Annotated in this window: 15 protein-coding genes; all 15 read left to right on the top strand. The window is 38.5% G+C overall.

All coding sequences use genetic code 11. The features are described 5' to 3' along the window. Window positions 1-11 precede the first annotated feature (11 nt). Entirely contained in the window at window positions 12-674 is a 663-nt protein-coding gene (locus OW255_RS07155) for an ABC transporter permease (RefSeq protein ID WP_268116150.1), read from the top strand. After that, window positions 658-1326, top strand: coding sequence for an ATP-binding cassette domain-containing protein (locus OW255_RS07160; RefSeq protein WP_268116152.1), 669 nt, complete (start codon window positions 658-660; stop codon window positions 1324-1326). Before OW255_RS07155 ends, OW255_RS07160 begins: the two co-directional genes overlap by 17 nt. Further along, a complete protein-coding gene (locus OW255_RS07165) occupies window positions 1314-2543 on the top strand; it encodes a molybdopterin molybdotransferase MoeA (protein WP_268116154.1) in 1230 nt (409 codons plus the stop codon). Before OW255_RS07160 ends, OW255_RS07165 begins: the two co-directional genes overlap by 13 nt. A 28-nt stretch (window positions 2544-2571) precedes the next feature. Then, on the top strand, window positions 2572-4482 hold the full coding sequence (locus tag OW255_RS07170) for a molybdopterin biosynthesis protein (protein WP_268116155.1): 1911 nt from the start codon (window positions 2572-2574) through the stop codon (window positions 4480-4482). Between the two features lie 55 nt (window positions 4483-4537). Then, on the top strand, window positions 4538-5032 hold the full coding sequence (moaC, locus tag OW255_RS07175; RefSeq protein WP_268116156.1) for a cyclic pyranopterin monophosphate synthase MoaC: 495 nt from the start codon (window positions 4538-4540) through the stop codon (window positions 5030-5032). A 22-nt stretch (window positions 5033-5054) separates the two neighbouring features. Beyond that, window positions 5055-5987 (top strand): MOSC domain-containing protein, encoded by a 933-nt coding sequence (locus OW255_RS07180; RefSeq protein ID WP_268116157.1) that lies wholly within the window; start codon window positions 5055-5057, stop codon window positions 5985-5987. A gap of 239 nt (window positions 5988-6226) precedes the next feature. Then, entirely contained in the window at window positions 6227-7072 is an 846-nt protein-coding gene (locus OW255_RS07185; RefSeq protein WP_268116158.1) for a YwqG family protein, read from the top strand. Window positions 7073-7107: 35 nt separating this feature from the next. Next, complete coding sequence (locus OW255_RS07190; protein ID WP_268116159.1) at window positions 7108-7560, top strand: metallophosphoesterase family protein; 453 nt, start codon at window positions 7108-7110, stop codon at window positions 7558-7560. A gap of 72 nt (window positions 7561-7632) precedes the next feature. Continuing rightward, on the top strand, window positions 7633-7833 hold the full coding sequence (locus tag OW255_RS07195; protein WP_024836602.1) for a YwbE family protein: 201 nt from the start codon (window positions 7633-7635) through the stop codon (window positions 7831-7833). Between the two features lie 389 nt (window positions 7834-8222). After that, entirely contained in the window at window positions 8223-8975 is a 753-nt protein-coding gene (locus OW255_RS07200) for a LytR/AlgR family response regulator transcription factor (RefSeq protein ID WP_024836601.1), read from the top strand. Further along, window positions 8972-10318, top strand: a complete 1347-nt coding sequence (locus tag OW255_RS07205) for a sensor histidine kinase (protein WP_268116160.1) — start codon at window positions 8972-8974, stop codon at window positions 10316-10318. Before OW255_RS07200 ends, OW255_RS07205 begins: the two co-directional genes overlap by 4 nt. Window positions 10319-10557: 239 nt before the next feature. Continuing rightward, on the top strand, window positions 10558-11070 hold the full coding sequence (locus tag OW255_RS21065; protein WP_416861721.1) for an accessory gene regulator ArgB-like protein: 513 nt from the start codon (window positions 10558-10560) through the stop codon (window positions 11068-11070). A 5-nt stretch (window positions 11071-11075) separates the two neighbouring features. After that, the gene (locus OW255_RS07210; protein WP_081752307.1) at window positions 11076-11213 is read left to right on the top strand and encodes a cyclic lactone autoinducer peptide; all 138 of its coding nucleotides are present in this window, start codon (window positions 11076-11078) and stop codon (window positions 11211-11213) included. Between the two features lie 83 nt (window positions 11214-11296). Then, complete coding sequence (locus tag OW255_RS07215; protein ID WP_024836598.1) at window positions 11297-13102, top strand: ABC transporter ATP-binding protein; 1806 nt, start codon at window positions 11297-11299, stop codon at window positions 13100-13102. A 72-nt stretch (window positions 13103-13174) separates the two neighbouring features. Continuing rightward, on the top strand, window positions 13175-13312 hold the full coding sequence (locus tag OW255_RS21070; protein WP_197029657.1) for a lachnocin family radical SAM-modified peptide: 138 nt from the start codon (window positions 13175-13177) through the stop codon (window positions 13310-13312). Window positions 13313-13418 lie beyond the last annotated feature (106 nt).

Consider the following 13418-nt stretch of genomic DNA (forward strand, 5'->3'; position numbering starts at 1 on the left):
AGCAGATGAATGTGACTCTTAATCGGGAAACCATGGATATCATATGGCTGACTATGAGGCTGGGGCTTGTTTCCACTTTTCTTTCTGCTCTTATTGGGATTCCCCTGGGACTTATATTAGAAAGCAGAGACTTTTACGGCAAGAGAATTATTTTAAGGATCAACCGGACGCTTATGGGATTTCCTCCAGTGGTGGTCGGCCTGATTGTCTACCTGCTATTCATGCGCAGAGGACCCTTTGGAGAGCTTTCCTTGTTGTTTTCTTTCCCTGCCATGGTCATAGCTCAGTTATTCATTATTACTCCCATTGTCAGCGGAATGGTGTGTACAGCAGCAAAGAATGTGGCATCGGAGATCCGTACATTTGCTACCAGCATGAATGCCAGCCGAAGCCAGACCTTTTTTTTGCTGATAAAGGAAATGAAGCACGATATTTATTTTACAATGGCGGCCTGCTTTGGGCGGTCCATTAGTGAAGTAGGTGCCGTTATGATCGTGGGAGGCAACATTCAGTATAAAACAAGAACCATGACCACTGCGATTTCTTTGATGAGGAACAAGGGGGATTACAGTGAGGCAATTACCCTTGGAGTGGTTCTGTTACTTCTTTCATTTTGCATACAGACACTAATGGATACGTTAAAAAGGTACGAAAACAATGGTGAAAATTATTGAATTGGAAAAAAGAATAGAAAGCTTTCAACTGGATATTAAGAGCCTGTTATTTCAGGAAAAAAAGATACATGGACTGATTGGCAGTAACGGAAGTGGAAAATCCACGTTGATAAAGCTCATCACCGGACTGATGAGACCGGATCAGGGAACAATTGATCTTGGCAGCCTAAGGAGTAAGGACATTACCTTTACTACCCAAAGACCCTATATGCTTCATGACACGGTTTATCATAATCTGATCTATCCTTTAAAAATAAGAAATCAGATTCCTGCAAAAGAAGTGATTGGAAAATGGCTTGATCTGTGCGGCCTTACAGGAAAAGAGGAGCAGTTTGCTCCCAGCCTTTCCAGTGGAGAACGCCAGAAGCTTTCCTTTGCCAGAGCTCTCATATTTAAACCGAAACTGGTTTTTATTGATGAGACCATGGCAAACATGGACCCAGATAGCATTCGAGCATTTGAACGCATTATTACAGACATTCAATCAGAAGACCCTATCACCTGGGTGATTGTAAGTCACCAGCCCACTCATATCTACAATCTATGCCAGGAAGTTCATATGATGGAAGCCGGAAAGCTCCTCTTTTCGGGAACTCCAACGGAGACGGGATATTTTATGAGGGAAAGGCATGAAAAGCAATGGAGTTATTAAAGGTTCATACCTTAGAAGCTGCGAGAAAAAAACTGGTTAATGCCATGGAAGGGAAGGAACCTAAGAGCATACGGCTTAATCTCTTAAAATCGCTGGATCGCATACTGGCTCAGGATATTATGGCAGAAGAGCCAGTTCCAGCTTATCGCCGTTCCATGGTTGATGGATATGCTGTAATATCAGGAGATACTGGGGGAGCCTCGGAGGGGCTTCCCGTACTGCTTAGGGTGGTTGGAGAGGTATCCATGGGAGGCTCGTCTGATTTCATTGTAAAAGCCGGAACCTGTGGATATGTGCCCACTGGAGGCATGATTCCTGAGGGAGCCGATGCCGTGGTCATGGAGGAATACTGTGAGTTGTTCGATGAAGATCACCTGGCAGTCTATGATTCCGTGGCTCATGGTAAGAATGTGGTCTCCCAGGGTGAGGATATCTGTCATGGTGAGGTGGTCATAAAAAAGGGAACCAAAATCCGTCCGCAGGAGATTGGTGTTATGGCTAGTCTTGGAGTTTTAGAGGTGATAGTATATGAGCCTTGGACCATAACCATTATCTCCACCGGAGACGAGCTGGTACACCCATCGCTCCAGCCGTTACCTGGAGAAATCAGAGATATTAATTCCTACGCCCTCAGTGCCAAGGCAGAAGCATACGGTCTTAAGGTGTTAAATGTTATGGTACTGAAAGACGATAAGGAACCTTTAAAAGAAAAGGTGCTGCAATCCATGAAGACCAGTGATCTGGTCATGATATCTGGTGGTAGCTCCAAAGGGAAAAAAGATGCCACCAGCCAGATCATTGATGAAGTGACAGGGGGAAATTCTCTCATTCATGGATTGGCGTTAAAACCGGGAAAGCCATCCATCTTTGGATTTGACCCGTCAACTGGTACTTTGGTCGTTGGCCTGCCGGGTCATCCGGTGGCTGCCATACTGGTATTTGAGCTTATGGTTGCTTGGCTTTATAAACATATGACCAATCAGAAAGAAGATCATTCCCTTTTTGCCCGAATGACCACCAACCTGGCCGGAGCGCCGGGCAGGGCCACCTGTCAGCTGGTAAGGCTTATAAAGAAGGAAGAGGAGTATTATGCAGAGCCTGTGCACGGAAAATCCGGCCTTATCAGTACTTTAACAAGAGCAGACGGCTATTTCATCATGGGACAAAATCAGGAAGGAATAAAAAAAGAGCAGCGGGTGGAAGTATTTTATCTATGACAGGAATCCCCATGGAAAGGCAGAGATTATGGGTAAAAGGAATTTATACTTAAACAATACTCCGGTAGAAGAAGCTCGCATCATTTATGAGAATGCCTTGAAAAACCGGATCAAGATGGATTACGAAGAAATTCCAACGGAAGCAAGCTTAGGTCGAATAACGAAAGAAGCTGTTTTTGCATTATGTTCTTCTCCTCTGTTTAACGCAGCCGCCATGGATGGAATTGCTGTAATCGCCGAAAGGACAAAGGGAGCATCAGACCGGGAACCCTTGGAACTGAAAAAACAGGAGGATTTTATTATCGTGGATACCGGTGATCCTGTGAGATATCCATATGATGCTGTGATTATGGCAGAAGACGTGATAGAGATGGATGACAGCTCCATAAAAATCTTGGAAGCAGCGGTACCATGGCAGCATATCAGACCAGTGGGAGAGGATATTGTTGCTGGAGAGATGCTTTTAGCCAGTATGCATAAAATCCGCCCCATTGACATCGGGGTTCTTTTTTCCGGAGGAATTACAAACGTTAAGGTGGTAAAACAACCAAAGGTTGCCATTTTCCCTACTGGTACGGAAATCATAGAACCTGGAGAAGCGCCAAAAGAAGGAGATATCATAGAATCCAATTCCAGAATGTTTGAGGCAATGGTAGCCTCTTACGGTGGAATAGCAGAGCGTTTTTCTCCCATTGAAGATGATTACGATAAGATTAAAAATGCGGTATCCGGCGCTCTGGATTACTGCGATATGGTCATTGTAAACGCTGGCTCCAGCGCCGGAACAGAAGACTATACGGTACATGTTTTAAGGGAGCTGGGGGAAGTTTTGGTACACGGAGTTGCTATAAAGCCAGGAAAACCTGTTATACTTGCTGTAATAAAGAATAAGCCAGTCATCGGACTTCCCGGCTATCCGGTATCCGCCTACATTGGATTTGAAACCTTCGTAAAGCCAATTTTAGCCATGTTTACGGGAGAACACGGCTATGAAAGTAACAAAGTAAAAGCCGTACTCTCAAAGCGCCTCGTCTCTTCCTTAAAGCACAAGGAATACGTGAGAGTAAAGGTCGGTGAGGTGGATGGAAGATTGGTGGCATCCCCCCTTTCCAGAGGTGCAGGTGCGGCAATGAGTTTAGTACGTGCAGATGGCTTTTGCGTGATTGATCAGAACTGTGAGGGCATAGAAGCAGGAGAAGCTGTAAATGTGGAGCTGTACAGAAGCTTATCAGAGATCAGACATACCCTGGTTTCCATTGGGAGCCATGATCTTATTCTTGATCTCATCGGAGATTTGATGTCCATTCACAATCCGGGAATTTATATGTCCAGCACTCATGTAGGGAGCATGGCAGGTCTTATGGCCTTAAGGCGGGGAGAGGCACATATGGTTCCGGTTCATCTGTTGGATGAGGAATCCGGAGTATATAACATCCCTTATTTGCTCCGGTTATTCAAAGAACCAATGGCACTTGTAAAAGGAGTCAAACGGATTCAGGGCCTGATGCTCCAAAAGGGCAATCCCTGTATGATAAAAGGAATAGAAGATTTGGCTGGTTGCCGTTATGTAAACCGACAAAGAGGGGCCGGGACCCGTGTGCTTTTTGATTACAGGTTGAAGCTTTCAGGCATGGATGCTTCTCTCATCTCTGGTTATGAAAGAGAAGCAGCCACCCATATGGCAGCAGCGGCCCTGGTGGCCAGCAACAGCGCGGATGCTGCCCTGGGAATATATGCGGCTGCAAATGCCATGGGACTGGAGTTTCTTCCGATCGGGGAAGAAGAGTATGATTTTGCAGTGCCGGTCGAATATTTAGACCTTCCTGAAATGCAATCCTTTCTTCAAGTATTGAAATCAAAAGAGCTTCACCATCGTATGGATGAGATCGGCGGGTATCAATATGATATGGCGGGTGAAATAATTTTTATTCATCAATGAAGTAAGCATCCAGATGCGCAAAGGAAGCAGTGGATAAGAAAGGAAGTCAGAGAATATGGAGAAAGAGACTGGTTTTACACATTTTGATTCCAATGGAAACGCTGTCATGGTAGATGTGACACATAAAAAAGAAACCGTCAGGGAAGCAGTAGCAAAAGGAAGAATCAAGGTCAGCAAAGCCATCTATGAAGCAATTAAGAATAAAAACATAGAAAAAGGTGATGTGCTGGGAATCGCCAGAGTAGCTGGAATCATGGGAGCCAAAAAGACCCCGGACCTGATTCCCCTGTGTCACATCCTTCCTATCACCAAAGCGTCAGTGGATTTTAATATGGATTCCTGGAGCAATGAGATTGAAGCCGTCTGTACCATAAAAACAACTGGAAAAACCGGTGTTGAAATGGAAGCACTTTCCGGTGTGAGCATTGCTCTTTTGACCATTTACGATATGTGTAAGGCAATGGACAAAGAGATGGTAATTAAGGATATCTATCTGGAGCAGAAATCAGGCGGGAAAAGTGGGGATTTCTTATCAGATAGAAATAGATAAATGACTTTGATTGAGGAGAGCTATGGGAATAGTAAAGGCAGTTTGTATCAGTGAAAATCGGGGAACCCAAAAGGTAAATGTGAAAACAGCTGAATTTGCCATGAACTATGGGATAGTAGGAGACGCCCATGGAGGGGACTGGCATCGCCAGGTAAGTCTTCTGTCTAATGAAAAGATTGAGGCATTTCAGAGAGAGGGCGCGGATGTGCTCCCCGGTGCTTTTGGAGAAAATTTGATTGTGGAAGGCTTTGATTTCAGTTCCATTCCAATAGGTACCAGATTTCAGTGCAAGGATGTAATCTTGCAGCTGACACAGCATGGCAAACAATGCCATTCCCATTGTCAGATCTATTATAAAATGGGTAAATGTATCATGCCCACAGAGGGAACGTTTGCAGAAGTTATAAAGGGAGGGATCATTTCTGTGGGAGATGAGCTGATTCAGCTTAAGGACCGGGATGACAGATTAACAGCTGCCGTTATAACCCTCAGTGATTCTGGTTTTGCTGGACAACGGGAAGACAGGAGCGGATTGCTGCTAAAAGAGCTATTAGAAGAAAAAGGCTACCGTATGGTGGAATCCTTGCTGCTTCCCGATGAGCAAAGCCAGATTGAGGAAGAACTGATCAGACTTTCCGATCAAAGAGACGTGAATCTAATCGTAACAACCGGCGGAACCGGATTCTCACCAAGAGACTGTACACCAGAGGCAACTCTTGCGGTAGCCACCAGAAATGCTCCCGGAATTTCGGAGGCCATAAGACTATACAGCATGGCAATCACAAAGAGAGCCATGCTCAGCCGTGGAGTCAGTGTAATTCGGGGGAAGACATTAATTGTAAATCTTCCCGGAAGCCCTAAAGCGGTAAAAGAAAGTATGGATTGTATTGTAGATCAGTTACCCCATGGACTGAATGTGTTATTAGGCAGGGTATCGAATTGCGCAAGGCCATGAAGCTGATTTGGTAGTTTCTCAATATATGAAACCCCGATAATAAATTTCAGATGAGATTAATAAAGTTAAAGCAGAGAGTCTTTTAAAACAAAGCTCTCTGTTTTTTCATATGGTGATTTCCTTTTGCTTTTTAGCAATTATGGAATGTTCCGGTAAATTATGATAGAATAATCCATAAGAGAATAGAAACAGGGGAAGTTTTATTCGCTAACATACAAGTACAAAGGAAGAGGTGCATAATGATGAACTATAATGATATTAAGCCAATCATAGAAGAATTGAAAGTAAGGACTAAAAAGGAAGCATTTTCTATTAAAATCTGCAATGATAGGGTGCCAGATTTGCGGGACAGTAAGTTAGGCGGAATTCCGTATTGGGATATAGAAAAAGAATATCCCGTAGATTCCCAGGGAAAGAAGCTCATGTTATTAGCTCAGATAAATCTGGAACAATATGACTTTGGGCAACGGCTGCCTGGTAAAGGTATGCTGCAGTTCTTTACTGGACTTGATGATGTTTTTGGTATGGATTTTGATGAGCAGGACAAACCGGATACGTTTCGAGTAATATATCATGAAACAATAAATGATACCATAACAAAAGAAGCTGTTATGAGCCTTGGAGTTCCAACGAATCTGGAAGAGATTTTAGAGGAATATACACCGGTCACCAAGGAGTATGCCTTGGAGTTTACAAAAAAAGAAGTATACTTAGGGGAATGTGATTACCGGTTTGAACCTTTATTCCGTGAGATTGCGAAAGAAATAGGGATTGACCTCCAGGAAGAAGAAAACCTTTATAATTTAATGGATGATGAAGTATATGAGCAAATGATTGAGGAACTTTCCAATACAGGTCACTGGCTGTTAGGCTATCCATTCTTCACACAGACCGACCCCAGACAGTATAATGAGAAATACAGCTATTACGATACTGTGCTGTTTCAATTGGATTCTGATTATGACAAGGAAAATGGCGACCTGGTGTTATGGGGAGATTGCGGTGTAGGTAATTTCTTTATCAACAGTGAAGATTTAAAGAATAGAAAGTTTGATAAAATTCTTTATAACTGGGATTGTTGTTAAGAAAGAAGAAAACGGTAAATTAGAAAGAGGTTTCTATGAAACACATTGCAATCTTATCGGATACTCATGGTTTGCTGCGAGAGGAAGTCAGGGCTCATTTGTCAGTCGCTGATTGTATCATTCATGCCGGTGATATAGATAATTCCCTCATCTATCATGAGATGGAGCGGCTTGGGGAAATCTATGTAGTTCGTGGTAATAACGATAAGAATTGGGCAGAAAATCTGCCTGAAAGCATTACAGTCACGATAGAAGGCGTATGTTTTTTTATCGTTCATAACAAAAAGGATGTCCCGGAGGACCTGTCAAATATAGATGTGGTGATTTATGGACATTCTCATAAGTATTCTCAGGAAATGATTGATGGTGTGCTGTTCTTAAATCCAGGCAGCTGTGGAAAGCGGCGTTTTGATTTAGAGCTTACCATGTGTGGTATGACAGTAAACGCGGGGCAATATCAGTTTGAAAAGATAAGTATTTCGTATTAAATGATGTTGTTTGAATATTACAGACGTGTATGAAAAAATAGATATAAATGACAGAATGAAAGGAACGATAGAATGGACGGAACCGTAAGAAAAGAGATTAAAATCGGTGACCGGGTGATGGTCGTACAAAAGCAGGACCAGAGAACCGGAAAATTAACAGAAGGTGTAGTACAGAGAATATTAACCAATTCCCCCAATCACCCAAGAGGCATTAAGGTGATGTTAGAAGGGGGAATTGTAGGCAGAGTACAGAGTGGAGTGAATGATAAATAAATACAATTATAAACAGATAAAACAAAGGAATCAGGTTGAATAAATCTTGATTCCTTATTCTATTTATTGAAATATTAAGAAGTAGTGTTTCTCAATAAAAATTGAAATTTATTATTTATTGGCTCATACAAATTGAATAGATTCTATGGTAAAATATTTACAGTTACACTCTTCAAATATCTTATATACGCGATAGCGTAAAATGAAAAACAGAAAGGATTGGTAAACATATGAAATCTACCACTGCATCTGCCTCCGGATTTTTATTAAGGATCGGAGGAAAGCTTCGTAAATGCAAATATCTTTACGATAATGAGCAGTTAATTAAGTACGCAGCAAATCTTTACAAAAAAAATAAAATAGTATAAACAAAGTAAGGAGGGGGGGAAATGCTGCTTAATTTAGCCTTTTGCGATGATGATAAAGCCTTTCTAGCAAAGCTTATACCTGAAGTAGAGACTATATTCAGATGTTTAAAAGTTGAGATCCAAAGTTATTCATTTGAAAAAGGAGATGATTTAATTGCTGCTTTTTCAAAATATCAGCCTTATTATGATGTGATATTTTTAGATATTGATATGCCCTATAAAGATGGAAAAGAGGTTGCGAAAGAATTACGAATACTTGATAAGAGGTTCAAATTAGTTTTTGTTACAGCCTATCAGCGGGAAGCATTGAATACATTTCAATACGATGTCATTGGGTTTTTGCCTAAAATGTCCATGAAAGAACGTTTACCCGAAGTAATTAAAAGAGTTACGAAGCGAATAAGTGAGGACAATCCTCGCATGCAAATATTTAAGGTCATAAAAACAGTGGCGAATAAAGGCGTTATGGATATTAAGGTACCACTGGATGACATTATGTATTTTGAATGTATCAACCGTCAGGTGTACCTATTTACGAAACGTGAGACCTTTAATCTTTACCGCTACCAGTTTTATGAAATTGTTTGTAAATTCACTCCTCTTTACTTCGTGGATATTCATAGAACCTGTCTCGTAAATTTAAAATACATTTTTTCAATTGATGAAACGGAAGTTCGTTTGGACAATGGTATTCGATTACCATTAAGTCGGCGAAAGAGACAAAATATTTTTGATAAATTCTCAGAGATGATAGTTGGAGACCATATGGAATGAATGGCATGTTGAATTTTGTATTCTCTCTAATCGAGTGTATTTTAATTTTCTGGCTAATAGACTGTTCTATGCTTAATCGTTTTTCAGGTGCTATAAAGTTCGGTGCATTTATAATAGTAATTATATTGAATACCACAGTGATACAACATATGCCAGGCTTTCATATTACCTTAAAATTTTTTCTTTATTTTATAATTTCATTAACTTCCACTCACATAATTTATAGAGGGAAACTATTAATGAAAGCATTTTTTATTCTTGTTGCAAATTTTATATTCCTAATCAGTGACATCATAGCTGGCAATATTTCATCGTATGTAAATAAGTTAAATATACAAAATATATTGGAGGTCTTGAATAAATCTATTTCATTTTCCATTTTTGCAAAGCTTCTAAATGTGATTTTTATTTTGCTATGTATCAATATTTTTAAGAGAATACAGTTTAAAATTCCTCAGAAATATGTGATTATTATGGATATTATAGTGTTTCTTTTAATTGTCACCCTGCAATTTATCATGCATATTAGCCCTATTCTACAAAAAGACTCAAATAAATATTCATTATATATTTTGGGAATTTCGCTGGGCCTGATCATAATAAGCGCTTTGATCATATTTTTCTTTGGAGAGATTTGCTACTATTATGAAAAAGAGAAAGAAAATTATAAATTGAGTGCCCGCAACCATATGTTGGAGCAACAACTTTCATATCACGAATCAGCTACTTCTGATTTATCAAAAATAAGACATGATATTAATAATAACCTAATTAATATATCCAGCTTGTTAAAGCAAAATAATATTAATGAATCTGTTACCTATATTCATGCGATTACCGAGGCATTAGAAGGAACTAAAGCCATAGTAAATTGTGGAAATGACATCATAGATTCTATACTGAATTATAAAATTGCAGTTTGCAAACTGCATCATATAGATATTCGGATAGATATCGATCATGTACCAAACCTGTCCGTTAATCCAATTGATTTAACTGCCATTCTTGCAAACATATTGGATAATGCCATTGAAGCACTTGAATTAATGGAAAAAAAAGAGCGTTATATTTCAGTTAAAATATTCTGCTATAAAAACTATTTGTCATTCGTTATAAAAAATCCTTTTTCTCATGAAATTAAAAGGGTGAATGACAGAATTGACACTCATAAGGAGGACAAATCACATCATGGTTATGGGTTAACATCAATAAGATCTTCAGCAGAGAAAAATGGTGGTTCCTTTAAGATATATACTAAAAATAACGTTTTTAGTGCTATTGTCATGCTTCCTATTGAAATATGTCTGGATCATTCTAAAATGAAAAATGAAATATCGGTCTAATAAATATATTCGCAAATAATTGAATACAACCAAAACTGTAAAAACAGGAAGGATAAAAAAACCTTCCTGTTTTTACCATTCGGTATCTCATAGCTACCACTGAGTGCTAAAGCATTGAATTATATGCATAACTGTATTATAGTTTATCTAAATTTAGAGGAGGTGCAAATGTGTTCAACTCTATTTCGGAAGAAATCAGTTTAAGGTTAGTTACGGACCGATTAATTCCAATTGATAAAATGAAATATTATACTTATGGAATCGAGCTGGTGCTGAATAATTTACTTATCTTTCTATCCATTGCTGTGATAAGCATCTTAACCGATAATATAAGGATCAGTTTCGCTTATATTCTAACATATTGCCCAATACGTAATTATGTTGGAGGCTATCATTGCAAAACATACACCAAGTGCTATTTCACAACCTTAATCTTATATATCTTAATGCTTATCTTTGACACATATTTGTTTGACAACAGATTAATTGTTTCTTGTATTTTACTTGTAATTACAATTCCTATGATACTAATCCTAACACCTGTAGATTTTGGCTATGGCCCAATCAGTGATAATGATCGTAAAAAATACCGAAAAAGGAGTACAGTGCTGATTGCACTTGCACTGCTCAGTTTTATTTTCTCAATAGTAACACATCAGCCGAACGTGGCATTTGCAATTTCATGGGGAATGTTTGTTGTATTTCTATTAATGATGCGCTCATTGTTTGAAAAATTATCTAAAGTGAGGTGAGAAAGATGCAAAAAAACTTAATACTTAAGCTAGTGTCCCATATGGCAGAACACGCAATTAAAAAGGCAAATAATACCTATTGCATGTACTGGTCTTATCAGCCAAAGGCTCCGGAAGGCATCAAAGAGTTCAAGCGTAAATAAGGCCTTGGGATTGGCAGAGGGTACGATTTATCCGTCTGCTGATATTACAATTTATATCAAAAATTTTTATTGCAGGTGAAATAATGAAATCGATAAAAGACTATATTATAAAATTGGGTTTTATTTTTAAAGAGATATTTAAAGCAGGTTCAGGTGTATTTTTCCTTTCCATTGGCTCTATGTTTATTACTGGTATCAGCCCAGTTGTGACAATCTATTTAACTGCTAAGTTAATAGAGGAAGTAGGGCAAAATGTGGGGAACGAATCCTCAATTGTGCTCGTAAGATTATTGATTATTCTACTTTCAATGCTTGCATTTATCGTAATATCATTTGCTACGGAGAGTGTAAAAACTATTATATGTGCCATTGCAGGCTTAAAGCTATCACATAATATTGAAAATCTGGTTGCAGATAAGTTTCAGAGTATTAAGCAGGAAAGAATCGATGATCCCGCCTTTCTGGATTTACATTCCAATACATTGACAAAATGCGGTTCAGAACCACTTAATTTAATGGAAGGCCTGTTTGGCATGGTCGCCAGTCTTATCAGTCTTGTGGGGTACGCCGTAATCATCATTCGATTAAACTTACTTGCATTTCTTTTTATAATGGTGTTTACCTTGCCTATTATATTTTATAAAAGAAAATTTCAAGGTATGATGTTTCGGTTTTTCAGTGAGAGGACTATGCAGACAAGGCGCATATGGTATTATCTTTCCTTGATTACCGACCCCATGTATGCGAAAGAAGTTAGGTCCTTTCGGTTATATGATTATTTTAGAAGTAAAAGAAAAGAATCCTTTGATGATTTTATGAAAGGTAACAGCAAGATTGCTGCAAAAGAAATCATAGTATCAATAGTAACTTGCTTTATCTCCATGATAGGAGCAATCCTGGTTGGCATATGGCTTGTAAAGATTGCAATTGCGGGTTATGTAACTGTGTCAGAGTTTTACTTATTTATTACAGCCATAATTACGATTGTAACTAAGCTGATCGGGTTATCCAATCAAATTGCATCTAATAGTAAGAGCATGATGTTTATTAATTATATTTTTGAATTCATGCAGGAAAAAGATACGATAGAAAGCAATCATTTAAAAATCAAGGAAATACCCGTACATATCATTCGCTTTGAAAATGTCAGTTTTAAATACACAGGCTCTGACAATTACGTATTAAAAGATATCAATGTTACGTTTAATACAAAGGAAACGGTATGTTTAGTAGGTGAGAATGGAAGCGGTAAATCAACCTTTGCCAAGCTTTTACTCAAAATTTATAATCCGACACAAGGCAGAATCCTATTAGATGATATTGATTTAAGAGAATATGACATAAATGAACTAAGATTATTTTTTGGAGTTCTGTTTCAAGACTATGTTAAATTCTCGGATAGTGTAAGCAACTGCATTGGGTTTGGGAACATTGATAAAATACAAAGCGATACAGACATACATAAGGCTGCAGAAATAACAGGCGCAAATAAATTCATCGAGAATTATAAAAATAAATATGATACTTATTTAAGTAAAATGTTTTATAACGATGCCATAGAGCCTTCGGGTGGTCAATGGCAGAAAATTGCAATATCCAGAGCTGTATTCTCAGATGCGTCTGTATTAGTTCTGGACGAGCCAACCGCAGCACTTGACCCGAAAGCAGAAGTAAAAATGTTTGATACGTTTAAAACAATCAGTAATCTAAAAGCTACCATAATCATATCTCACCGAATGTATATTACTAAATTAGCGGATAAAATAATTTTACTAGACAAAGGTGAACTTGTAGAAGAGGGAAGCTTTGAACAATTAATCGATTTGAAAAAAGAATTTTACAATATGTACAAAATTCAAGCAGACAGTTATTCCATGAAGCTTGATTAAAGATAATAATAGCAAGAGTTATTGATTATTTATATGGCCTACTACTAAAAAATAAGAAAGGTTGTGGATATTATGAAAAATAAAAAAGTTAGTTTAAAAAAGGTTAACAAAGCAAACAATTCAACCGTAAGAACTCTTGGATGCCATTGTGGATGTCAGGGCAAGCCTTGGTCAGCAGTTGGCGGCGGCTACATGGGACAATTTCTGTAATCATACATCATAGGAATTAAGACCTGATATAAGTTACATAGATTCTTTATTGCATTGAACCTGTCACTATAACACGTAATTTCAGTAGTAGGCTGTATAAATGGTC

The organism is Lacrimispora xylanolytica, from assembly GCF_026723765.1.
GTDB lineage: Bacteria > Bacillota > Clostridia > Lachnospirales > Lachnospiraceae > Lacrimispora > Lacrimispora xylanolytica.